23 protein-coding genes and 1 tRNA gene are annotated in these 22,523 nt (G+C 68.8%); 19 read left to right on the forward strand and 5 right to left on the reverse strand.

Features of this window, described 5'->3' with window-relative positions:
• The first annotated feature begins 106 nt into the window (after positions 1-106).
• The 14 genes from J2Y70_RS00665 to J2Y70_RS00730 all read left to right on the forward strand — a co-directional run bounded on the left by J2Y70_RS00665 (position 107) and on the right by J2Y70_RS00730 (position 11,663).
• A complete protein-coding gene (locus tag J2Y70_RS00665) occupies positions 107-616 on the forward strand; it encodes a DUF177 domain-containing protein (RefSeq protein WP_145701821.1) in 510 nt (169 codons plus the stop codon).
• Between the two features lie 102 nt (positions 617-718).
• Entirely contained in the window at positions 719-913 is a 195-nt protein-coding gene (gene rpmF / locus J2Y70_RS00670) for a 50S ribosomal protein L32 (RefSeq protein ID WP_003468798.1), read from the forward strand.
• Positions 914-1,009: 96 nt separating this feature from the next.
• Positions 1,010-1,993: a beta-ketoacyl-ACP synthase III gene (locus J2Y70_RS00675; RefSeq protein WP_263397493.1), complete on the forward strand. Its 984-nt coding sequence runs from the start codon at positions 1,010-1,012 to the stop codon at positions 1,991-1,993.
• Positions 1,994-2,392: 399 nt separating this feature from the next.
• The gene (locus J2Y70_RS00680; protein WP_309913201.1) at positions 2,393-3,052 is read left to right on the forward strand and encodes a glutathione S-transferase family protein; all 660 of its coding nucleotides are present in this window, start codon (positions 2,393-2,395) and stop codon (positions 3,050-3,052) included.
• 240 nt (positions 3,053-3,292) lie between these two features.
• A complete protein-coding gene (fabD, locus tag J2Y70_RS00685; RefSeq protein WP_309912267.1) occupies positions 3,293-4,237 on the forward strand; it encodes an ACP S-malonyltransferase in 945 nt (314 codons plus the stop codon).
• Positions 4,238-4,325: 88 nt separating this feature from the next.
• Positions 4,326-5,069, forward strand: a complete 744-nt coding sequence (gene fabG / locus J2Y70_RS00690) for a 3-oxoacyl-ACP reductase FabG (protein WP_309912269.1) — start codon at positions 4,326-4,328, stop codon at positions 5,067-5,069.
• Positions 5,070-5,222: 153 nt separating this feature from the next.
• A complete protein-coding gene (gene acpP, locus J2Y70_RS00695) occupies positions 5,223-5,462 on the forward strand; it encodes an acyl carrier protein (protein ID WP_046981398.1) in 240 nt (79 codons plus the stop codon).
• 129 nt (positions 5,463-5,591) lie between these two features.
• The gene (gene fabF / locus J2Y70_RS00700) at positions 5,592-6,827 is read left to right on the forward strand and encodes a beta-ketoacyl-ACP synthase II (protein ID WP_263397497.1); all 1,236 of its coding nucleotides are present in this window, start codon (positions 5,592-5,594) and stop codon (positions 6,825-6,827) included.
• Between the two features lie 227 nt (positions 6,828-7,054).
• Positions 7,055-8,404: an aminodeoxychorismate synthase component I gene (locus tag J2Y70_RS00705; RefSeq protein ID WP_309912272.1), complete on the forward strand. Its 1,350-nt coding sequence runs from the start codon at positions 7,055-7,057 to the stop codon at positions 8,402-8,404.
• A gap of 75 nt (positions 8,405-8,479) precedes the next feature.
• Positions 8,480-9,538: an endolytic transglycosylase MltG gene (gene mltG, locus J2Y70_RS00710; protein ID WP_309912274.1), complete on the forward strand. Its 1,059-nt coding sequence runs from the start codon at positions 8,480-8,482 to the stop codon at positions 9,536-9,538.
• Positions 9,535-10,203, forward strand: a complete 669-nt coding sequence (gene tmk, locus J2Y70_RS00715; RefSeq protein WP_263397500.1) for a dTMP kinase — start codon at positions 9,535-9,537, stop codon at positions 10,201-10,203. Before mltG ends, tmk begins: the two co-directional genes overlap by 4 nt.
• The gene (locus J2Y70_RS00720) at positions 10,200-11,162 is read left to right on the forward strand and encodes a DNA polymerase III subunit delta' (RefSeq protein WP_263397501.1); all 963 of its coding nucleotides are present in this window, start codon (positions 10,200-10,202) and stop codon (positions 11,160-11,162) included. The genes tmk and J2Y70_RS00720 overlap by 4 nt, the downstream gene beginning before the upstream one ends.
• Positions 11,159-11,512, forward strand: a complete 354-nt coding sequence (locus J2Y70_RS00725) for a PilZ domain-containing protein (protein WP_003468813.1) — start codon at positions 11,159-11,161, stop codon at positions 11,510-11,512. Before J2Y70_RS00720 ends, J2Y70_RS00725 begins: the two co-directional genes overlap by 4 nt.
• 76 nt (positions 11,513-11,588) lie before the next feature.
• Positions 11,589-11,663, forward strand: a tRNA-Val gene (locus J2Y70_RS00730).
• A gap of 28 nt (positions 11,664-11,691) precedes the next feature.
• Here J2Y70_RS00730 and J2Y70_RS00735 read toward each other — a convergent pair.
• Positions 11,692-12,180: a hypothetical protein gene (locus J2Y70_RS00735; protein WP_309912277.1), complete on the reverse strand. Its 489-nt coding sequence runs from the start codon at positions 12,178-12,180 to the stop codon at positions 11,692-11,694.
• Position 12,181: 1 nt separating this feature from the next.
• Here J2Y70_RS00735 and J2Y70_RS00740 point away from each other — a divergent pair, with 1 nt between their 5' ends.
• Together J2Y70_RS00740 and J2Y70_RS00745 are read left to right on the forward strand one after the other, a co-directional pair.
• The gene (locus tag J2Y70_RS00740) at positions 12,182-13,294 is read left to right on the forward strand and encodes a serine hydrolase domain-containing protein (RefSeq protein WP_309912279.1); all 1,113 of its coding nucleotides are present in this window, start codon (positions 12,182-12,184) and stop codon (positions 13,292-13,294) included.
• A gap of 459 nt (positions 13,295-13,753) precedes the next feature.
• A complete protein-coding gene (locus J2Y70_RS00745) occupies positions 13,754-14,518 on the forward strand; it encodes a DNA-formamidopyrimidine glycosylase family protein (protein ID WP_309912281.1) in 765 nt (254 codons plus the stop codon).
• 130 nt (positions 14,519-14,648) lie between these two features.
• Here J2Y70_RS00745 and J2Y70_RS00750 read toward each other — a convergent pair whose 3' ends face one another.
• Entirely contained in the window at positions 14,649-15,371 is a 723-nt protein-coding gene (locus J2Y70_RS00750) for a helix-turn-helix transcriptional regulator (RefSeq protein ID WP_309912283.1), read from the reverse strand.
• Between the two features lie 122 nt (positions 15,372-15,493).
• On the opposite strand from J2Y70_RS00750, the gene J2Y70_RS00755 reads away from it, so the two are divergent.
• Positions 15,494-15,937 carry a nuclear transport factor 2 family protein gene (locus J2Y70_RS00755; protein WP_309912285.1) on the forward strand — a complete coding sequence of 148 codons (444 nt, stop codon included), beginning with the start codon at positions 15,494-15,496 and terminating at the stop codon, positions 15,935-15,937.
• A gap of 51 nt (positions 15,938-15,988) precedes the next feature.
• Here J2Y70_RS00755 and J2Y70_RS00760 read toward each other — a convergent pair whose 3' ends face one another.
• A complete protein-coding gene (locus J2Y70_RS00760; RefSeq protein ID WP_309912287.1) occupies positions 15,989-16,183 on the reverse strand; it encodes a hypothetical protein in 195 nt (64 codons plus the stop codon).
• On the opposite strand from J2Y70_RS00760, the gene J2Y70_RS00765 reads away from it, so the two are divergent.
• Together J2Y70_RS00765 and J2Y70_RS00770 are read left to right on the forward strand one after the other, a co-directional pair.
• Positions 16,173-16,784: a hypothetical protein gene (locus J2Y70_RS00765; RefSeq protein WP_309912289.1), complete on the forward strand. Its 612-nt coding sequence runs from the start codon at positions 16,173-16,175 to the stop codon at positions 16,782-16,784. The genes J2Y70_RS00760 and J2Y70_RS00765 overlap by 11 nt on opposite strands.
• Before the next feature lie 746 nt (positions 16,785-17,530).
• Complete coding sequence (locus J2Y70_RS00770; protein WP_263397510.1) at positions 17,531-17,821, forward strand: hypothetical protein; 291 nt, start codon at positions 17,531-17,533, stop codon at positions 17,819-17,821.
• A 53-nt stretch (positions 17,822-17,874) separates the two neighbouring features.
• Here J2Y70_RS00770 and J2Y70_RS00775 read toward each other — a convergent pair whose 3' ends face one another.
• Together J2Y70_RS00775 and J2Y70_RS00780 are read right to left on the reverse strand one after the other, a co-directional pair.
• Positions 17,875-21,072 (reverse strand): error-prone DNA polymerase, encoded by a 3,198-nt coding sequence (locus J2Y70_RS00775; protein ID WP_309912292.1) that lies wholly within the window; start codon positions 21,070-21,072, stop codon positions 17,875-17,877.
• Positions 21,069-22,514 (reverse strand): DNA polymerase Y family protein, encoded by a 1,446-nt coding sequence (locus tag J2Y70_RS00780; RefSeq protein ID WP_309912294.1) that lies wholly within the window; start codon positions 22,512-22,514, stop codon positions 21,069-21,071. Before J2Y70_RS00780 ends, J2Y70_RS00775 begins: the two co-directional genes overlap by 4 nt.
• Between the last annotated feature and the right edge of the window lie 9 nt (positions 22,515-22,523).

Genomic DNA, 22,523 nt, shown 5'->3' on the forward strand with positions numbered 1-22,523 from the left:
GCCCAGCCGGGCAAGCGGGCCGCCGGGCGGTCAGAATGACGAGCGTGGCAGGCCGGCAGCGACAGGTTTGACAGCGCCCCCGCCAGTCCTTAACATTCTGCGGCTTATGTCCGCGAACGTGCCCGAACTGTTGGATGCCTGGCGGATGGTCGCAGCGCGCAGGGTCTTCGAAGACCGCCTGCCGCTCTCGGCGATGACCCGTCTGCAAGGCAGCCTGGCCGATACCGAAGGCGAATGCCGCTACACGCTGGAATTCGGCCGCGACGCTGTACTGCAAGTGTCCTACGTCGAACTGACGCTCGAAACCGCGCTGCCGCTGATCTGTCAGCGCAGCCTGCAGCGCTTCCTGCTGCCGGTGTCGAGCGTGCAGCGGCTGGGACTGATCCGCAGCGAGGCCGAGGAGGCCGCGCTGCCGCCGGATTACGAGGCCTTGCTGGTGCCGGACGACGGCATGCTGCGGCCCGCCGATCTGGTCGAGGACGAGTTGGTGCTGGCGGTCCCGCTGGTGCCGGTGGCGCCCGGAAGCGAGGCGGTCGAACAGGACTGGCCGGCGACCGAGGAAGAGGTGAGCAAGGCCAACCCGTTCGCGGCGTTGGCGGCGCTGAAGAAACAGTAGCGGTCGGCCCGCCGGCCCGCTGCCTGAGGTTGTTGCCGGACGCGCGCGTCCTGCGCGACGTAATGACGACAGATGTAAACGAACCGAGTTTGGAGCAATCCCATGGCTGTGCAGAAATCCCGTGTCACCCCGTCCCGCCGCGGCCAGCGCCGTTCGCACGACGCCCTCAGCGCCAAGCAGCTGTCGACCGATCCGACCAGCGGCGAGATCCACCTGCGCCACCACATCACCGCCGACGGCTACTACCGCGGCAAGAAGGTGATCGTGACCAAGACCTCGCAGGTCGAAGAAGATTGATCCGTGCCCGTCCATCGCACCGCGGCGGACGGAGTCACCCATCTTCACAGGCCGCGCCACCGTGGGCGGCCTGCGTAACAGGCAACAGGAATCAGCATGAGCAAGCGGATCTATTCCAGGATCGCGGGCACCGGCAGCTATTTGCCTGAAAAGGTGTTGACCAACGACGATCTGTCGCACATGGTCGACACCAGCGACGAATGGATCCGTACCCGTACCGGCATCCGCGAGCGGCATATCGCCGCGCCGGGCCAGACGGCCGGCGACCTGGGCTACGAAGCCGCGCTGAAGGCGATCGAAGCGGCCGGCATCGATGTCGCCGCGCTGGACATGATCGTCGTCGGCACCACCACCCCGGACCTGATCTTCCCGTCCACCGCCTGCCTGATCCAGGCGCGGCTGGGCGCGGTCGGTTGCGCCGCGCTGGACGTCAACGCCGCCTGCTCGGGCTTCGTCTACGCGCTCAGCGTGGCCGACAAGTTCATCCGCTGCGGCGACGCCAAGACCGTGCTGGTGATCGGCACCGAGACCCTCAGCCGCATCGTCGACTGGACCGAGCGCACCACCTGCGTGCTGTTCGGCGACGGCGCCGGCGCGGTGGTCCTGCGTGCCGACGAGGACACCGGCATCCTCAGCACCCATCTGCATGCCGACGGCAGCAAGAAGGAACTGCTGTGGAACCCGGTCGGCATCTCCACCGGGCTCGGCGACGGGACGGGCGATGCGTCGGCCGGCGGCATCCAGATGAAGGGCAGCGAGGTGTTCAAGTACGCGGTCAAGGCGCTGGACGCGGTGGTCGACGAGACCCTCGACGCCAACGGCCTGAACAAGGGCGACCTGGACTGGCTGATCCCGCACCAGGCCAACCTGCGCATCATCGAAGCCACCGCCAAGCGGCTGGAGCTGTCGATGGAGCAGGTGGTGGTGACGGTGGACATCCATGGCAACACCTCGTCCGCCTCGGTGCCGATGGCGCTGGACGTGGCGGTGCGCTCCGGCCGCGTGCAGCGCGGCCAGCTGCTGCTGCTGGAAGCCTTCGGCGGCGGCTTCACCTGGGGCTCGGCGCTGCTGCGCTACTGAGCCCACGGGTTGCGGCGGCACCTGGCCTGCGGGCCGCGTGCCGTGCGCTGCAGGTACACGCGGCGTGGCCGCTCGCTCCGGATCCGCAATGCAGCGGCGATAGCGCCCATTCACGTCGGCGGTGAACACGACTGAGTGGGCAGGGCGGCGCATCCGCGTCAGTGGCTGGCGAGCTGCGCCTGCCGCGGCGGCGCCAGCGTCCGCACCGGTCACTGCATCGCGAATCGGGCCGCCGACACATGGCGCGGCGTGTCGCCGGGTAAGGGTATCGCCGGGGAAGTGCATCGGCGATTCTCGATGCGCGAAGCGCTTCTGCGGATGTCGATTTCCGCTGCCGACGGTCGTCGTAGGAGAGCAGGCCAACGCGCCTGCGCTCCTGTCCTGTCCGAGGTGACGACGATGCCACTGCAGCTCTACGCCCATCCGTTCTCGTCCTACTGCCAGAAGGTCCTGGTCGCGCTGTACGAGAACGGCACGCCGTTCGAGTACCGGTCGCTGTCCGCCGACGATCCGCAGCCGATGGCCGAACTGACCGCACGCTGGCCCTTCGGCCGCTTCCCGCTGCTGGTGGACGGCGAGCGGACGGTGGTCGAGGCCACGATCATCGTCGAGCATCTGGCCTTGCACCATCCCGGCCCCGTGCGCCTGCTGCCGTCCGATCCGCGCGCGGCGCTGGAGGTCCGTTTCATGGACCGCTTCTTCGACAACTACATCTCCACGCCGCAGCAGAGAGTCGTGTTCGATCGCCTGCGGGCCGAAGGCGAGCGCGATCCGCGCGGGGTCGCCGACGCCCGCGCCACGCTCGACAAGGCCTATGCCTGGCTGGAGACGGCGATGGCCGGCCGCACCTGGGCGGCGGGCGACGATTTCAGCCTGGCCGATTGCGCCGCGGCGCCGTTCCTGTTCTATGCGGACTGGACGCATCCGATCGACCCCGCGTTCGCAAACGTCCTCGCCTACCGCAAGCGCCTGCTGGCACGGCCCTCGTTCGCCCGCGCGGTGGACGAAGCGCGGCCGTACCGGGCGCTCTTTCCGCTCGGCGCGCCCGATCGCGATTGAGTGGGTCCCGGCGGCGGGACTGCGCGCGATCCTGACCAGGGACGCCGCTACGGCGGCACGCTGGCCGGACACGCTGCAGCGCCGCCACGGCACTGCCGCTCGTCCTGTTCAGCCTCCTAACCGGGATCTGCAGCACAGGCGGCATGGCGACGGGCCGCCAGGCGCACATACGCCCGGGTACAGACGTACGGCCGGTTTCGCCCGTATCATCGCCGCTCGATTTTTGCAGGGCGGATCCGCGTGACCGATTCCACACTAGCCTTCGTTTTCCCCGGCCAGGGTTCGCAATCGCTGGGCATGCTGGCCGAACTGTCGGAGCTGCACCCGCAGCTGCGCGACAGCTTCGTCGAGGCCTCCGACGGCGCCGGCGTGGACCTGTGGGCGCTGACCCAGGGCGGCCCCGAGGAAATGCTCAACCGCACCGAATACACCCAGCCGGCGCTGCTGGCGGCGAGCGTGGCGCTGTGGCGGCTGTGGCTGGCCCAGGGTGGCGCGCGTCCGGCGCAACTGGCCGGGCACAGCCTGGGCGAGTACAGCGCGCTGGTCGCGGCCGGCGCGCTGTCGCTGCACGACGGCGCGCACCTGGTGCGCCTGCGCGGCCAGCTGATGCAGGACGCGGCCCCGGCTGGGGTCGGCGCGATGGCCGCGGTGATCGGCGCCGAGGACGCGCTGGTCGAGGAGGTCTGCGCGCAGGCCGCCGGCAGCCAGGTGGTGGTCCCGGCCAACTACAACTCCCCCGGCCAGGTGGTGATCGGCGGCGACGCCGCGGCGGTCGAGCGCGCGTTGGCGCTGCTGGCCGAGCGCGGCGTGCGCAAGACGGTGAAGCTGGCGGTCAGCGTGCCTTCGCATACGCCGCTGATGCGCGAGGCGGCCAACCGCCTGGCCGAGGCGATGCGCGGCCTGGCCTGGCACGCGCCGCAGCTGCCGGTGGTGCAGAACGTCGACGCCCAGGTGCACGACGGCGTCGATGCGATCCGCCAGGCGCTGGTCGAGCAACTGTACCTGCCGGTGCGCTGGACCGGCTGCGTGCAGGCGCTGGCCGCGCGCGGCGCCACCCGCGTGGCCGAATGCGGCCCCGGCAAGGTGCTGACCGGGCTGGTCAAGCGCATCGACAAGTCGCTGGACGGGCGCGCCCTGGCCACCCCGGCCGACTTCGCCACCGCGCTCGAGACCTGGGCCGCCTGATGCCGCTGCCGCACGCGTGCGGGCATGCCCGCGGCGGCCTCCTTTCCCCCGGCGCCTGGCGCGCCGTCCGTCCCCCAAGGAACAGCAGATGAGCAAGCCATTGCAGGGCGAGATCGCCCTCGTCACCGGCGCCAGCCGCGGCATCGGCGCGGCCATCGCCGACACGCTGGCCGCGCAGGGCGCCACCGTCATCGGCACCGCGACCTCCGCCTCCGGCGCGCAGGCGATCGGCGAGCGGATGGCCGCCAACGGCGGCCACGGCCGCGCGCTGGACGTTACCGATCCGGCCGCGGTCGAGGCGCTGATCGAGGCGATCGGCAAGGAATTCGGCGCGGTCTCGATCCTGGTCAACAACGCCGGCATCACCCGCGACAACCTGCTGATGCGGATGAAGGAAGAGGACTGGCAGGCGATCATCGACACCAACCTGACCAGCGTGTTCCGCACCTCCAAGGCGGTGCTGCGCGGCATGATGAAGGCGCGCAAGGGCCGCATCGTCAACATCGCCTCGGTGGTCGGGGTCACCGGCAATCCGGGCCAGGCCAACTACGCCGCGGCCAAGGCCGGGATCATCGCCTTCTCCAAGTCGATGGCCAAGGAAATCGGCTCGCGCGGCATCACCGTCAACGTGGTCGCGCCCGGCTTCATCGACACCGACATGACCAAGGCCCTGCCCGAGGCGCAACGCACCGCGCTGCTGGACCAGATCGCGCTCGGCCAGCTCGGCCAGCCGGCCGACATCGCCAACGCGGTGGCGTTCCTGGTCGGTCCCGGGGCCGGCTACATCACCGGAGAGACTCTGCATGTGAACGGCGGAATGTACATGCCGTAAGCCTGCGGCGCAGGGAACGCGCCTAAGTGGCTGATCGACCGGCATTTGTGCAGCGATGCAAGGGCCGGGCGGTTTCCACTACACTATCCAACGCGGCCATCGCAGCCCGATGGCGTTTCGAACCACCACTACTCCATCTGGAGCGATATCCCAATGAGCACCATCGAAGAACGCGTCAAGAAAATCGTCGTCGAACAACTCGGCGTCAAGGAAGAAGAAGTCACCAACAGCGCATCGTTCGTCGATGACCTCGGTGCCGACTCGCTGGACACCGTCGAGCTGGTGATGGCGCTGGAAGAAGAGTTCGAGTGCGAGATTCCGGACGAAGAAGCCGAGAAGATCACCTCGGTGCAGCAGGCCATCGACTACGTCAAGGCGCACGTCAAGAGCTGATGCTCCGTTCTCGATCGCGATCGGCGCCTGCGTGGGTCCGGTCCGCGTGACAATCCCATGGGGCCGCGCATGCGGCCCTGTGTTTTTACAGCGTCAACGCCGCGCGCATCGCGGCGAGGAGATTTCGCAATGAGCCGTCGCGTCGTCATAACCGGCATGGGCCTGGTATCGCCGTTGGGCAATGACCTGGCCAGCAGTTGGGAAGGAATCGTCAACGGGCGTTCCGGCATCGGCCCGATCACCCAGATCGATGCGTCGCAGTTCACCACCAAGATCGCCGGCGAGATCAAGGATTTCGATCCGACCAAGTACATGTCCTCCAAGGACGCCAAGAAGATGGATTCGTTCATCCACTATGGCGTCGGCGCCTCGCTGATGGCGCTGGACGATTCGGGCCTGGTGATCGACGACAGCAACGCCGAACGCATCGGCGCGATCCTCGGCTCGGGCATCGGCGGCCTGCTCGGCATCGAGGAGCAGACCATCAAATTCCATGAGGGCGGCGCGCGCAAGATCTCGCCGTTCTACGTGCCCAGCACCATCATCAACATGCTGCCGGGGCAGGTGAGCCTGCTCAAGGGCCTGAAGGGCCCGACCTTCTCGGCGGTCTCGGCCTGCGCCACCTCCAACCATTCGATCGGCACGGCGATGCGCATGATCCAGCACGGCGACGCCGACGTGATGCTGGCCGGCGGCGCCGAGCGCGGCTCCTCGCCGACCTCGGTCGGCGGCTTCTGCTCGATGAAGGCGATGTCCACCCGCAACGACGATCCCACCGCCGCGTCGCGGCCGTGGGACAAGGGCCGCGACGGCTTCGTGCTCGGCGACGGCGCCGGCGTGCTGGTGCTGGAAGAGTACGAACACGCCAAGGCGCGCGGCGCGCGGATCTACGCCGAGCTGGTCGGCTTCGGCGCCAGTTCCGACGCGTTCCACATGACCGCCCCGAGCGAGGACGGCGAAGGCGCCGCGCGCAGCATGGTCGCGGCGATGAAGGACGCCAAGCTCAATCCCGAGCAGATCGATTACCTCAACGCGCACGGCACCTCCACGCCGCTGGGCGACCTGGCCGAGACCCTGGCGATGAAGCGCGCGCTCGGCGACCACGCCTACAAGACCATGGTCAGCTCGACCAAGTCGATGACCGGGCACCTGCTCGGCGCGGCCGGCGGCGCCGAGGCGATCTTCTCGGTGATGGCGATCCACGCCGGCATCATCCCGCCGACGATCAACCTGGAAGAGCCGGGCGAAGGCTGCGACCTGGACTACGTGCCGAACGTGGCGCGCGAGAAGAAGATCGATGTGGCCATGTCCAATGGGTTCGGCTTCGGCGGGACCAACGGGACGTTGGTGTTCAGGCGGCTTTGAGGTTGCGGGAGTCGGGACTGGGGACCGGGGACCGGGGACCCGGTCGGGACTCGGGACTCGGGACTCGTAGAGCCTATTTGCTGGTTTGAATCGCGAGCTGGTTTTTGGGCGCGCCTTTTTCTGATGCGGAAAAGGCGTCCGTACCGCGGGAACGGGCGCGTCCGCGGTTGCGCCTGCGTCCTCCCTGGCGGCGTCGCATCACCTCCCATCCTCCCGCCGGATTCCTGATGCTGCGTACCGTTCCCCTGCCGGCCGACACCGATCTGCTGGCGCTGCATCGCCTGGCGCCGCAGCGCTATCCGCTGCTGCTGGAATCGGCCGCGTCGGGCACCGCGCAGGGGCGCTGGGACCTGCTGCTGGTCGCCAGCGGCGAGGGCCTGCGCCTGGAGCGCGACGGTGTGACCCGCGACCTGCACGGCGCGCCGCTCGCGGGCGATTTCCTGGCGGTGCTGGACGCGCAATGGCACGCCGAACGCTGCGCGCGCGACGAACCGCGCTGGCCGTTCCGCGGCGGCTGGGCGCTGCTGCTGGACTACGAACTGGCGGCGCAGGTCGAGCCCGTGCTGCAGTTGCCGCAGGGACAGGCGCCGGCGCCGGTCGCCTTGGCCCTGCGCTGCCCGGCCGCGCTGCTGCGCGACCATGCCAGCGGCGAGTGCGTGGCGCTGGCGGAGACCGCGCATGCGGGGCTGCTGGACCAGGTGCTCGCTGATCTGCGGGCCTTGCCCGCTGCCGCGCCGCTGCCGGCCTGGACCCCGCCGCTGGCGATCGACGAAGACCCGCCGCAGCGTTTCGTCGACGGCGTGCGCCGCATCCTCGACTACCTGCGCGCCGGCGACGTGTTCCAGGTCAACCTGTCGCGGCGCTGGTCGGCGCGCTTCGCCGCCGCTGTGGACCCGGCCGCGCTGTACGCGCAGCTGCGCCGCGCCAATCCGGCGCCGTTCGCCGGCCTGTTCGTTGGCCATGGCCGCGCGGTGGTCAGTTCCTCGCCGGAACGGCTGGTGTCGGTGCGTGGCGAGGTGGTCGAGACCCGGCCGATCGCCGGCACCCGCCCGCGCGCGCCCGGCGACGACGAGGCCGCGCGCATCCGCGAACTGGTCGGGCACCCCAAGGAACGCGCCGAGCACGTGATGCTGATCGACCTGGAGCGCAACGACCTGGGCCGGGTCTGCGCGCCGGGCAGCGTCGAGGTCGACGAGCTGATGACGGTGGAGAGCTACGCGCACGTGCACCACATCGTCAGCAATGTGCGCGGACGGTTGCGCGACGGCGTCAGCCCCGGCGAGGTGATCCGCGCCACCTTCCCCGGCGGCACCATCACCGGCTGCCCCAAGGTGCGCTGCATGCAGATCATCGCCGAGCTGGAACGGACCCCGCGCGGCGCCTACACCGGCGCGTTCGGTTGGCTCAACCGCGACGGCGACATGGACCTGAACATCCTGATCCGCACCGCCGAAGTGGACGGCGCGCAGGCGCATTTCCGCACCGGTGCCGGCATCGTGGTCGACTCGCAGCCCGAACGCGAGCTCGACGAGACCCGGGCCAAGGCGCGCGGCCTGCTGCGCGCGCTGGAACCGTGAGCGGCACGCGCGCGATACCGGCCGGTGCCGGTCGCGCGGTATCCTGCACCCCGTTGAATTCGCTTCGAGGTGGTCGTGGCTTGGGCTAAACGCGGGTGTCTGACCCTGCTGGCGACGTTGCTGGTGCTTGCGCTGCTGGCCGCCGCGGCCGGTGCGTGGTGGTGGCAGGGCTACCGCGCCTTCTCCGAGCGGCCGCTGCACGCGGCGCAGCCCAGCGTGGAAGTGGCGCGCGGCGATTCGTTCAACGGCATGCTGCGCAAGCTGCGCGCGGCCGGGGTCGAGCAGGGCAGCGACCTGCAATGGCAGCTGCTGGCGCGCCAGCTCGATGCCGCCGGCAAGCTCAAGGTCGGCGAATACGCGCTGCAGCCGGCGCTGACCCCGCGCGAGCTGCTGCTGCGCATGCGCAAGGGCCAGGTGATCCACTACCGCTTCACCATCGTCGAAGGCTGGAACATCCGCCAGCTGCGCGCGGCGCTGAACGCGGCCACGCCGCTGCGCCACGTCACCACCGAGCTCAGCGACAGCGAACTGATGGCCAGGCTCGGCCAGCCCGCACAGCACCCGGAGGGCCGCTTCCTGCCGGAGACCTACCTGTACCAGCGCGAGGACAGCGATCTGGACGTGCTGCAGCGCGCCCATGCGGCGATGGACAAGGCGCTGGCCGAGGCCTGGGCCGCGCGCGCCGCCGACCTGCCGCTGCAATCGCCGGAACAGGCGCTGGCCCTGGCCTCGATCGTGGAGAAGGAAACCGGCCTGGCCGCCGAGCGGCCGCAGATCGCCGGCGTGTTCGTGCGCCGCCTGCGGCTGGGCATGAAGCTGCAGACCGATCCGACCGTGATCTACGGCATCGGCAGCGCCTACGACGGCAACATCCGCAAGCGCGACCTGGAGACCGACACGCCGTACAACACCTACACCCGCGCCGGCCTGACCCCGACCCCGATCGCCATGCCCGGCCGCGACGCGCTGCGCGCGGCGACCAACCCGGCGCCCGGCGACAGCCTGTACTTCGTCGCGGTCGGCGACGGCAGCGGCGCGCACGTGTTTTCCGCCAGCTATGCCGAGCACACCGCGGCGGTGGCGCGCTACCTGCAGCGCCTGCGCGCGCGCAGCGGCGCGGCGGTGACGCCATGAGCGAGGCCGTGCTGCGCCACCATCGCTTCGTCAGCCTGGAAGGCGGCGAGGGCGCCGGCAAGACCACCGCGATCAACGCGATCCGCGACTGGCTGCAGGCGCAGGGCCACGAGGTCGTACTGACCCGCGAACCCGGCGGCACGCCGCTGGCCGAGCGCATTCGCGAGCTGCTGCTCAACAACGCGCCGGCGTTGCAGCCGGCCGAGCCGCTGGCCGCCGAGGCCGAACTGCTGCTGGTGTTCGCCGCGCGCGCCCAGCACGTGCGCGAGGTGATCCGCCCGGCGCTGCAGCGCGGCGCCTACGTGGTCAGCGACCGCTTCACCGATTCCAGCTACGCCTACCAGGGCGAGGGCCGCGGCCTGGACCGCGCCTGGATCGCCGACCTGGAACGGCGCGCGGTCGGCCTGCAGCCGGGGCTGACCCTGCTGCTGGACCTGGACGTGCAGATCGGCCGCGCCCGCACCAGCGGCCGCGACCTGTGGCCGGACCGGATCGAGAGCGAGCAGGACGATTTCTTCCAGCGCGTGCGCGCCGGCTTCCGCCAGCGCGCCGCGCAGGACCCGCAGCGCTTCCGCACCATCGACGCCAGCCAGCCGCCGCAGGCGGTGGCGCACGATGTGGCCGCCGCGCTGGCGGCCTGGGTGCAGCAGGAGCGCGCGCCATGAGCGAGCTGTCCTTCGCGCCCTGGCAGCAGCGCGCCTACGAACAGACCGTGGCCGCGCTCGACGCCGGCCGGCTCGGCCATGGCCTGCTGATCTGCGGCCCGGACGGCCTGGGCAAGCGCGCGGTGGCGCTGAAGCTGGCCGCGCACGTGCTCGGCCAGGGCGAACCGGCCGCGAACCTGCGCAGCGCGCAGCTGATCGCCGCCGGTACCCATCCCGACCTGCAGCTGATCTCGTTCATTCCCAACCGTACCGGCGACAAGCTGCGCACCGAGATCGTCATCGAACAGGTGCGCGAGATCTCGCAGAAGCTGTCGCTGACCCCGCAGTACGGCATCGCCCAGGTGGTGGTGGTGGATCCGGCCGACGCGATCAACCGCGCCGCCTGCAACGCCCTGCTCAAGACCCTGGAAGAGCCGCAGCCCGGCCGCTACCTGTGGCTGATCAGCGCGCAGCCGGCACGGCTGCCGGCGACCATCCGCAGCCGCTGCCAGCGCCTGGAGTTCAAGCTGCCGCCGGCCGACGAGGCGATCGCCTGGCTGCTGGCCCAGGAGTTCCCGGAAAAGACCGCGCGCGAGGCGCTGGCCGCCGCGCGCGGCCACCCCGGCCTGGCCGCGCAGTGGCTGCGCGAGGACGGCCTGAAGCTGCGCCGGCAGGTGGCCACCGACCTGGAGCAGGTCGCCGCCGGCAAGCTGGGCACGGTCGAGGCGGCGCAGCGCTGGAGCGGCGACGGCCTCGCCGAGCAGCGCCTGGGCCACGCCGCCGACCTGGCGCTGGCGCAGGCCTCGCAGGCTGGCTTGACCGACCCGGCGCGATTGCACAAGCTGGCGACCTGGTTCGACGCAGCCAACCGCACCCGCGACCTGCTGCGCACCACCGTCCGTGGCGACCTGGCCATCGCGGAACTGTTGTTGGCCTGGCGCGATGGCGATCGCCCGGTCCGGAGAGGGGGACAACGATGAGTGCGATGAGCGGACGTCAGGGCATCCTGTCGCTGGCGGTGAAAGACAAGGCGGCGCTGTACAACGCGTACATGCCGTTCGTGAAGAACGGCGGCATCTTCGTGCCCACGCCCAAGCGCTATTTCCTGGGCGACGAAGTGTTCCTGCTGCTGACCCTGCCCGATTCCAGCGAGCGCCTGCCGGTGGCCGGCAAGGTGATCTGGGTGACCCCGATGGGCGCGCAGGGCAACCGCACCGCCGGTATCGGCGTGCAGCTGCCGGACAACAGCGAAGGCGAGACCATCCGCAACAAGATCGAGACCCAGCTGGCCGGCACCCTCAACGCCGACAAGCCCACCCAGACCATGTAGCGGCCGCGCCGGCATGGCGTCCGCGGGGACCGTTGACGCCAGCCGCAACGCCCCTATAATGTGCGGCTCGCGACACGGGCGGTTAGCTCAGCGGTAGAGCATTGCCTTCACACGGCAAGGGTCGCAGGTTCGAACCCTGCACCGCCCACCACGAAATCAAGATTTTACGAGAAGCCGGCCTAGTGCCGGCTTTTTCGTATCTGCACGGTAACCCGGTCCAGATGCGCGAATCCAATGCTGGCGGGAGTCGCCGTAGAAGCGATCACTACCGCAGTGAACGCATGCCGGTGACTAACGGATTGCGCTTGCAAGTAGGCGCCCTGCAGCGGCAGTTGGAACCCGCATCGCCGGATCCGTTCGGTGCGAACGCGCTGCGACTGGACCCAGCGGAGCTTTTGCGTTTTCTGCGCGATGCGCAGGGACGCCTGACGGGCTTCGAGTTCGATGGCGAGCGGTATTTGACACAGCCGTAAGCGTTGCCGGAACAAGGTAGAAGCAACGGCCAGCCAGGCGCGATCGCCAGGCGGATTCGCCCTACCGGGCCAGCCCACGTGTTCGCAGCGCGCGTCGGCCATTTCGTCGGCCTTATCCTCGTTTTGTCCGAAGGCACCCGCCCAGGTATTGGTCCGGTTCCATACTCGCGGCCGTTCCATCATGCCGGGGTACATCGTGCGAAACCTCTTCCGTTCCGTTACCTATCGCTTGCTTGTCGGTGTGCTTGTCTTCCTCTGCGCGGCGATGCCGCTGCGGGCGCAGTCGCAGGCGACGCCACTCGAAGACTTCATCGCTACCTATGCCGCGCAACACGGCTTCAGCGGTACTGTCCTGGTCCAGCAGGACGGCAAGCGGCGATACCAGCGCAGTTTCGGCCTGTCCAGTGTCCAGTACGGCGTCGCCAACGGCGACCAGACCCGGTACTGGATCGCTTCCATCACCAAACTGTTCACCGCCACCCTGGTGCTGCAACTGCATGAAGAAGGAAAACTGGACCTGCAGGCGAACGTGGCCAGCTACCTGCCCGATTACGCCATCGCCGGTGCCGACCGTATCACTTTGCATCAGCTTCTCAACCACACTTCCGGACTGCAGAACTTCGACCAGGTGAAAAGCTTGGAGCAGGCGTTGACCGGGGGCTTGCCGACCTACCAGTCGCCCTATACCAGCGATCGGTTGATAAGAAAATTCTGCAGCGGACCGCTACTGCATGCCCCGGGCACGACGTTCGACTACAACAACGGCGATTACCTGATCCTGGGCAAGGTCATCGAACGCGTCACCGGCAAAGCCTACGAGCAGGTGCTGCAGGACCGGATTCTGAAGCCGCTGGGACTGACCCATACCGGCATGCTGCGCCATGAAAGCATCGTCGAAGGCCTGGCCTCCACCTACTCGTATCGCGAAGACCTCAAGTCCCTGTCCAACGACTTCCCGGTCTATCCGGAGAACTGGTACTCCGCCGGCGCGATGTACTCCACGGCCGAAGATGTGCTCAGGTTCTCGGACGCGCTGTTCGGGTCCGGCCTGTTGCGCAAGGAAAGCATCGCCCGGCTGACCACCCCCGGGCTCGACGACTACGGTTATGGCCTGTGGGTCTACGAGACGCGGATAGGCGCCGCCAAGCACCGCGTCGCCAAACGTCCCGGCCGGATCATGGGCGCGCAGGCGCAGCTGTATCGTTTCCTCGACCGCGACCTGACCATCGTCATTCTCGCCAATACCGCCAACACCGACCTGGACGAATTCGTTTCGCGGATAGGCAAGGCCGCGGTCGGTTCAAAGTAGTGCGTGCGATGACTGTTCGCGCGGCCCGAGCCGCCCCTGTTCGTGATATCTGCGAAGATGATGCGATGCGGTCGAAATTTCTTGGAAAGATTCGTTGATTCCCATGCATACGGATATTGATACGCTTTCGATTGACGGCTATCGCGCGTTTCAAGCGCGCGTGAAATGCTGGGTCTGCTCACATCACGCGGACCGCACGGCACTGCCAATCTGCCATCAGTGATGATTGAGCCGAGTGTGTTAGCGCGAGTTCGAGCGCGATAAAGTGGCCGCGGCGTGGCTGTCATCAGCATGTTCGGTCCCGGTCGCTGCAGACCGAGTACGCGACTGAACTAGAGCGAGCGGCCTCGGCCCGTTGGCATTGATCATCCGATTCCAACCCGTACCCAGCGCGGACTGACCAGCCCTGGCTCCCCTTCGGCTCACGAATCGCTCACGGCCGCTATAGATACTCCGGCCATGCCTGAAGGTCCTTCGATCGTCATCCTGAAAGAAGAGGCGGCCGCGTTCGCGGGTCGCAAGGTGCTGCGGGTGTCCGGCAACAGCAAGCAGGAGCTGGCGCGGATGCTCGGCCGCAAGATCCTGTCGCTGCGCAGCTGGGGCAAGCACTTCCTGATCGAGTTCGACGGGTTCAGCGTGCGCATCCATTTTCTGCTGTTCGGCAGCTACCGGATCAATGCGCGCAAGGAGGCGCCGGCGCGGTTGAGCCTGGGTTTCGCCAAGGGCGAGGAGCTGAACTTCTACGCATGCTCGGTCAAGTTCATCGAGGGCGCGCTGGACGAGGCCTACGACTGGCGTGGGGACGTGATGAACCCGGACTGGGACGCGGCGCAGGCGCGGCGCAAGCTGCGCCTGCGGCCGCGCACGCTGGCCGCCGATGCGTTGCTGGACCAAGACGTGTTCGCCGGGGTCGGCAACATCATCAAGAACGAAGTGCTGTTCCGCATCCGCGTGCATCCGGAGAGCGAGGTCGGGGCGTTGCCGCCGCGCAAGCTAGCCGAGCTGGTGACGCAGGCGCGCGAGTACAGCTTCGACTTCTACAACTGGAAGAAGGCCTTCGTGCTGAAGAAGCACTACCAGGTGCATACCAAGACCACCTGTCCGCGCGACGGCCATCTGCTGACCTATCGCAAGCAGCTCGGCAAGGCGCAGCGGCGCGCGTTCTTCTGCGAGCACTGCCAGCGCCGCTATGCGCTGGATGCTTCCGATGTCGGTGCGTCTTAGAATGCAAGGGCATTTTCGGCCGGTGCGTTTGCACGCGGGTGCGGACGCGGCGGTACGCTTCGCTGTCGCGCGATCCGGTGCCAAGACGCTAGAGCGCAGGGCATTGCAACCGTCGGAACGCTAGCGCCCCTCAGGGATCCAGCGCCAGTTCGTCCCCGCCAAGCCGGCGGATTCCCAGTTCGGTCTGCAGGCCGGCCCAGCCGCTGTCGGTGATGTGGATCGTGCGCGCGCCGTCGACGCGGCGCAGCCAGTGCCTGGCGCAAAGCAGGCCAAGCAATGCGGTACCCAGCGGCCCGGCGAGGTGGTGCTTGCGTTCGGTCCAGTCCAGGCACTGCCGCGCAACGCCGCGCCTGGCTGGGGCGAGGTGCGAAAGCTCCAGGCCCATCCGCGAGAACCAGACGGCGCCTTCGGCGGAGACCGCATAGCGCTTGTCGTCTTGTGCGACGAGCAGCGCGCGCCGCTGCAGCGCTTCGGTCACCGCCACACCCAGTCGCCCCGCCAGGTGGTCGTAGCAGCATCTGGCGAAGGCCAGCGATTGCTGATTGCGCCCGGCTTTCCGGCATCGCGGTGCGGCGGGCGCGGCGAGGGTCGCCAGGTTTTCCAGGACGGACGCGACGTGGGAACCGGCCAGCCGGTAGTAGCGGTGGCGGCCCTGCGCCTCGACCGCCAGCAATCCGCCGTTCAGCAGTTTCGACAGGTGCGAACTCGCTGTCTGCGGGGTGACGCCGCCCGCAAACGCGAGTTCGCCGGCCGGCAGTGCGCGTCCATCGATCAGCGCCATCAACATGGCGGCGCGGGCGGGATCGGCGATGAGGAACGCGGTCGCGGCAAGCTTGGGCTGTTCGACCGGCATCGTGTCGGCTCCTGATGGACGCGGCCATCATAGGCCGCACCTTGCCGGAACGCTTCGGCACGCATCGAATCGACAGCGCGCCCATGTTCCTAGACTGCGGTGCACGACATCGGAGTGCCTGCATGAGCGAAATCGAAGCGCGGTCGAACGGGGCGGAGGGCGATGTCCGCTTCGTCTTCGAGCAGTGGCATCGCAGCGTGGTCGAGCGGGACCTGGAGGCGCTGATGGCGCTGTATGCGCAAGACGCGATGCTGGAAACGCCATTGGCGTATGTGGCGTCCGCGGAGCGGCGAGATGGAAGGTTGCACGGACGCGAGGCGATCAAGGCGTTCTTCGCAGCATCGTTCGCACAGCCCGAAAACGGCCTTGGCCGCTGGTATCGCAGCGGCCGCTGCCATGCTTCCGGCCGCCAGGTGGTCTGGGAATATCCGCGAGAAACGCCGGACGGCGATCAGGTCGACCTGGTGGAGGTCATGGATCTCGATGCGCGCGGCCTGATCGCGTGCCATCGGGTGTACTGGGGCTGGAAAGGCGTGCAGACGCTGCTGTCGGCGCTGGGCAGGTAATCGCAGTCGGTACCAGGCGACCTGCGGCGCAACCCGGATTGGCAACATCCATCAACTGCTCGATTCAGGGTGGCGGGGCAGCCATTGACGACAATCGATCGAAGGCGTCCTCGGCGCCTGGCGTTGGTCGATTTCATCAATGGCAAGGATGGTGCAGCCATGCTGCGCGCCTGCGACGGCTATGATGGCGATGACGAACGCTTCAAAAAATCTGCATAACACTTGAAGGAAAAAGATGGCGATCACCCGGTTCCTGGCTGTTGGTTTGTTCTCGCTTTGCTCCGTAGCGCCTGCGCTCGCCGGCGCGGCTGCGCTGCATTCGGGCAAGTACGAAGGGCTGATGCTCGCCGTGACGCCCGAGCATGGCGTCGAAGGCTTCTACTCGGAAGAGATGGGCGAGGGCGTGACCCGCGGTTGTGCGTTCTTCCTGCAGGGCAAGGCGGAGGGCGCAGCCCCGGTCCCGGTCACCACTTGGGCGGACGGCGCTTACCCCGGCACGGTGGCGGCGTCGTCCGATGGCGTGACGCTGACCGTGAAGCAGGGCCGTGAGCATCCTGGTTGCCTCAATGTGCTGATGCCGGAAATCGCCACTGGCCTGGACCTGACCCGGACCGCCGACAAGAAATGGATCGGGCTGGTGAAAGTATCCGCCGACAAGGCGTATCTGCAGAAAACGCCGGGCGCCAAGACGCCCAAGGGCGCCTACGTCGTCAAGAACGATGTGGTGGGCGTGCTGGCGTTCAAGGATGGCTGGGCCCAGGTCGAATTCATCAATGCCAAGGACGCTTCGTTCACGGGTTGGATCGATCACGACCAGTACGCGCGCCTGGTCGCTCCCAAACGCTGATCGCAATGCGGCACGTCGCAATGTGGGACGTGCCGATGCGATTTTCCTGCTCCGCCAGCACCACTGGTTTCCGCCAGCGGATCCGCGCAGTTGTGACGGATAGAGGAGCAGGATTCATTCGGCCCGTCCATATCGTTTGACCGTGGGCCATGGCGCCGATATGTGCGTCGTGTTCGGTAAAATGGACCGAGGTCCTCTGGTCGATGCGCTGCCTGCCTTGGTCGATGGCGACGTCGAGGCCAGGTTCGCTCACTCGAAACCCGAGTTGCGCACATTCGTTTGCAGTGACGGGCCGAGTCTTCCAGCTGGGCGATGGCGCATGCCTTCGGTGATCTCCGGCGGCTCTTCTGCCATCGAAGCGCGCTTGCCAAGGGTCGGACCTCAGTCCGGACCTCGGCCGCACTCTCTGACATGGTCACCATCCGTGCTTGCGCAATGGGCGACGTGCGCCGACATGGCTGCCGCGCTTGGCTCCGCCGATTCGGTTGTTCGTTCCGCCGCCGCGGGGGTTCGTCGCGACACGGCTGCCGCTGGCGTTCGCGTTGCCTATCTTCCATCGGCGCTGTCCGCCATGAGCGGATGGCGATACGCGCAGCCCGACGTCGCTGCGGCCTGTTTGCCGGTGTTCTCTCGGCGCGTGCGGCGATGCCGCGGTTGCCGCGGCGCTGTGCAGGCATGTGCTGCGGTGCCTCGGCCCTGCGCGGCCGCATGGGGATGGCGGTCTTCGTCTCCGCTTGGGAGCAGCTATGAACAAGGCATTTGCGGCGCTGGGGTTCTCTTTTTTGCTGATGGTGTGCGCGCCGGCGCCAGCGGCGCCGGTGGAGTGCGCGAGCATGGCCGCGACGGCCAGGCTCGTCGCCAGGTATCGCCAGTTGGGCGGACCGCTGTCGGACATCGCCAGTCATGGTGCGATCGGGTCGAGCAAGGCCAGGCGTACGCTGGCCGCCACCATCTACCGCGAGCGCCTGGGCGAAGCCGATGCGGTGCAACGGGCGATGCAGGCGTGCGGCGGTGCGGTGGATGCGCCGTTGCGATAGCGACGGACCGGCTGTGCTGCAGCGGCAAGCGTGCCGCTGTTGCGCTTGGTGCGTCAGTGGAAATCGCGGCTGCGCGCATCCAGTCCCAGCAGCAAGGGGGTCAGGTCTTCGAGGTGGCCAGCGATCAGGTGGCGCACGCCGTCGGCAGTTTCCAGGCGGCCGCGCACCGCCAGCAGCTTGGATTCGATCAGCGCCTGGCGCTGGCGATCGGCCAGGCGCCGCCACACCACCACGTTGACCAGGCCGTGTTCGTCCTCGAGGGTGACGAAGGTGACGCCGCTGGCGGTCTGCGGGCGCTGGCGCATCGTCACCAGGCCGGCGACGGCGACCGCGCTGGCGTGGGGCAGGGTGCGCAGTTCGCCGGAATGGCGATAGCGGCGCGCCGCCAGTTGCCGGCGCAGCAGCGACATCGGGTGCTTGCCCAGCGTGGTGCCGATCGTGGCGTAGTCGGCGCGGATGTCCTCGCCGAGAGTGGGTAGCGGCAATGCCACCTGCTGCTCCGGCGTTGCCTGTAGCGCTTCGAACAAGGGCCGCTGCGCTTCGACGCCGGCCACCGCCCAGCGTGCGCGATGGCGGTGCCCGGCCAGCGGCTTCAGTGCGCCGGCATCGGCCAGGCTGTCGCGCGCCTTGTCGTCGAGCGCGGCGCGATGGCACAGGTCGGCCAGGTCGCGGAACGGCGCCTGCGCGCGCGCCTGCTGCAGGCGCAGCGCGGCGTCTTCGGCCAGGCCGCGGACCATGCGCAGGCCCAGGCGGATCGCCGGCTGTACGGTCGGATCGGCGCTGTAGGCCTCCAATCCGCAGTCCCAGTCGCTGTAGCGCACGTCGACCGGGCGCACCTGCAGGCCGTGGCGGCGCGCGTCCTGCAGCAACTGGTCGGGGCTGTAGAAACCCATCGGCCAGCTGTTGATCAGCGCGCAGGTGAACGCGGCCGGTTCGTGGCGCTTGAGCCAGCAGCTGGCGTAGGTGAGCAGGGCGAAGCTGGCGGCATGGCTCTCGGGGAAGCCGTAGCTGCCGAAGCCCTTGATCTGTTCGAAGATGCGTGTGGCGAACTCGGCGCTGTAGTTTCTCTCCAGCATGCCCTTCATCAGTTTTTCGCGATGCGGCTCCAGCCCGCCGTGACGCTTCCAGGCGGCCATCGAGCGGCGCAACTGATCGGCTTCGCCAGGGGTGTAACCAGCAGCGTTGACGGCCAGTTGCATGACTTGTTCCTGGAACAAGGGGACGCCTAGGGTGCGTTTGAACACATCGCGCAGTTCCTCGGGCAATTCGTCGGGTATTTCCTCGCCGCTGCGGCGACGCAGGTAGGGATGCACCATGCCGCCCTGGATCGGGCCGGGGCGCACGATCGCCACCTGGATCACCAGGTCGTAGAACTCGCGCGGTTTGAGTCGCGGCAGCATCGCCATCTGCGCACGCGATTCGATCTGGAACACGCCGATGGTATCGGCGCGCTGGATCATCTTATAGGTGTCCGAATCTTCGGCGGGAATGGTCGCCAGGCTGTAGTCCTTGCCGCGGTGTGCACGCAACAAATCCAGCGTGCGCCGCAGCGCGCTGAGCATGCCCAGCGCGAGTACGTCGACCTTCATCAGTCCGACCAGTTCCAGGTCGTCCTTGTCCCACTGGATCACGGTGCGCTCGGCCATCGTCGCGTTCTCCACCGGCACCAGCGTGTGCAGCGGATGCTCGGAGATCACGAAGCCGCCCGGGTGCTGCGACAGGTGGCGCGGAAACCCGATCAACTCGCCGGTCAGCACCAGCAGCCGGCGCATCAGCGCCGTGTCCGGATCGAAGCCGCGCTCGCGCAGCAGTTCCTGCGGCGATTCGACGGGGTCGCGCTGGCCGAGGGCGGCGGACAGCGCATCGACGGTGTCGCTGGGCAGGCCCAGCGCCCGTGCCACGTCGCGCACCGCGCTGCGCGCGTGATAGGTGATCGCCACCGCGGCCAATGCAGCGCGCCCGCGTCCGTAGTGGCTGAAGATGTACTGGATCACTTCCTCGCGGCGGTCGTGCTCGAAATCGATGTCGATGTCGGGCCGCTCCTTGCGCTCTTCGGAAATGAAGCGCTCGAACAGCATGCCGATGCGGTCCGGGTCGATCGCGGTGATGCCCAGTGCGTAGCAGACGGCCGAGTTCGCCGCCGAGCCGCGGCCCTGGCACAGGATGTGGCGCGACCTGGCGAAGCGCACCAGGTCGTAAACGGTGAGGAAATACGACTCGTAGCCCAGGCGCTGGATCACGCCCAGTTCGTGCTCGATCAGGCGCCGCGCCTTCTCCGGCGCGCCGGCTTCGCCCCAGCGCTCGATGACGCCGCGTTCGGTGAGCGTGCGCAGCCATTGCGTCGGGGTCTGCCCGGGCGGCACCAGTTCGTGCGGGTACTGGTAGCGCAGTTGACCGAGGTCGAACGTGCAGCGCTGCGCGATGCGCACCGACTCGGCCAGCAAGGCGTGCGGATACAGCGTGGCCAGGGTGGCGCGTGGGCGCAGGTGGCGCTCGCCGTTGGCGAACAGGTGCGCGCCGGCCTCGCTCAGCGGCAGGCGCTGGCGGATTGCGGTCAGCGTGTCCTGCAGCGCGCGGCGCCCGCGTGCGTGCATGTGCACGTCGCCACAGGCCACGGCGGGCAACTGCAGGCGCTGCGCCAGCTGCAGGCGCGCCTGCAGCAGGGCGTCGTCGTCGGGGCCGCGCAGCAGCTCCACCGCCAGCCACAGGCGCTGCGCGAAGCGCGCCTGCAGCCAGGCGCCGTCGGGTGCGTCTTCGCAATGGTCGCGCGGCAGCCACAGGCACAGCAGGCCGTGCAGGTCGCCGTCCAAATCCTCGCGCAGGGCGCGGTACGTGCCCTTGTCGGCGCGGCGGCGGGCCAGGGTGATCAGCCGGCACAACTGCTGGTAGCCGTGCAGGGTCTCGGCCAGCAGCACCAGCTTGGGGCCGTGTTCGATCTGCAGTTCGCTGCCGACGATCAGCGCCAGCCCGGTGTCCTTGGCCGCCTGCCAGGCGCGCACGACGCCGGCCAGGGTGCATTCGTCGGTGATCGCCAGCGCGCGATAGCCGTGGCGGGCGGCGCGCTGGAACAGTTCCCACGCATGCGAGGCGCCGCGCTGGAAACTGAAGTTCGACAGGCAATGCAGTTCCGCGTAGTCGGGCGATGCGCTGCGCGTGGATGTGGCGTCGTGCGCCGAACCAGATGGTGCAGCCGGCACCTGTGCCGGCGAAGGCGCCGCGCGCAGCCGCGGGCGTGGCGGGGCATGGCTCATGCGAACCAGCCGTGCAGCATCAGCGCGTCCGGCGCCTCGGCCGGCGCGAACACCCAGGCACGCTGACCCTGGCGGGTGCGCACGATGTAGTAGTCGCGGCGCACGTCGGTGTCGTCCCACCAGCCGCTTTCGATGCGTTCCGGGCCGGCCAGGCGTTCGGGGTCGCGCTCGCGCAGCGGGATCGGCCGGGTCAGCAGCCAGCCGGGACGCGGCAGCGCAGCGCTGGCGATCGCTGCGCTGGCCTTGCCCGCATTGCCGGCCGGCGCGGGCTTGCCCGACTCGGCGCGCCACGCCCGCTCCGGGCGATGGTCGGCATGCGCGCGCAGGCCGTGCACCGCTTCGTCGCCCAGGCGCGCGCGCAGGCGTTCGCGCAGCTGTTCCCAGGGCAGCGCCTGCTGCGCGCGTTCGTCGAACAGTTCGCGCGCGGCGGGCACGAACGGCGGCAGTTCGTCGGCGCACAGGCGCATGGCCTGCACCGGCGCCGGCACGCTGGCCTGCTGCAGGCGCCCGCGCGCCAGTTCGAACAGCATCGCCGCCTCGCGCTCGGCGGCGAGCAGGCCGACCGGCACCACGCTGTCGGCCAGGCCTTCGTGCTCCAGATGCAGCTGGAAGCGCTGCACGCCGCCGTCGCGCCCGGCCAGGAACGCGGCCAGGTCGGCGGTCAGCCGGCGCAGCGGGAACAGCAGCGCCTGGCTGGATTCCACCGCGTACCCCAGTTCCAGCCGCGCATCGAAACGGTCCGGCGGCAGGTAGTACTGCAACGGCAACGGCGCCTGCCCGCGCAAGGCGTCCAAGTGCTGCAGCAGCGCGGGCGGGTAGCGCCGCGCCAGCGCCGTGCGCGGCAGCGCGAACAGCTGCTGCAGCTTGCGCAGGCCCATCCGCGCGAAGGCCTCGGCCAAGCCAGGTTGCAGCCCGGCGCGGGCGATCGGCAGCTGCCCCAGCGCGCACTGCAGCGCGGCCTTGTCGAGCAGGGCGATGCCGTCGTGCGCATTGGCCAGCGCGCGCGCGGCCAGCGGATGCGGCGCGACCACGATGCGATGGCGGAAGCCCAGCGCGGTCAGCTCCTCGCGCAGGCGCGCCTCGAAGCGCGGCCATGGCCCGAACAGGCCCAGGCTGGCCTCGATCTCCAGCAGCAGCGCACCCGGATAGTCGGTGCTCACCAGCGAACTGAAGCGGTACGCCCACGCGGCCAGGAACTGCTGGCTGCGGCGGCTTTCCTCGGGGTCGTGCAGCGCGGTGGCGAAGCGGTCGCACAGCGCCTGCGCGGTGGCCAGCGATTGCCCGGGCTGCAGGCCGCGCGCGCGCGCGGCGGTGTTGACCGCCTTCAGCGTGCGCCGCTGCGGCGGCCCGGCGAGCAAGGCCAGCGGTTCGTCCGGCGTCGGCCAACGCCGCAGCACCGTGTCGAGCGCCAGTTGCGGCAGCAGGATGCAGGCCCAGCGCATGCGCGCGCC

The sequence above is a fragment of the Xanthomonas sp. 1678 genome, from assembly GCF_031455575.1.
GTDB lineage: Bacteria > Pseudomonadota > Gammaproteobacteria > Xanthomonadales > Xanthomonadaceae > Xanthomonas_A.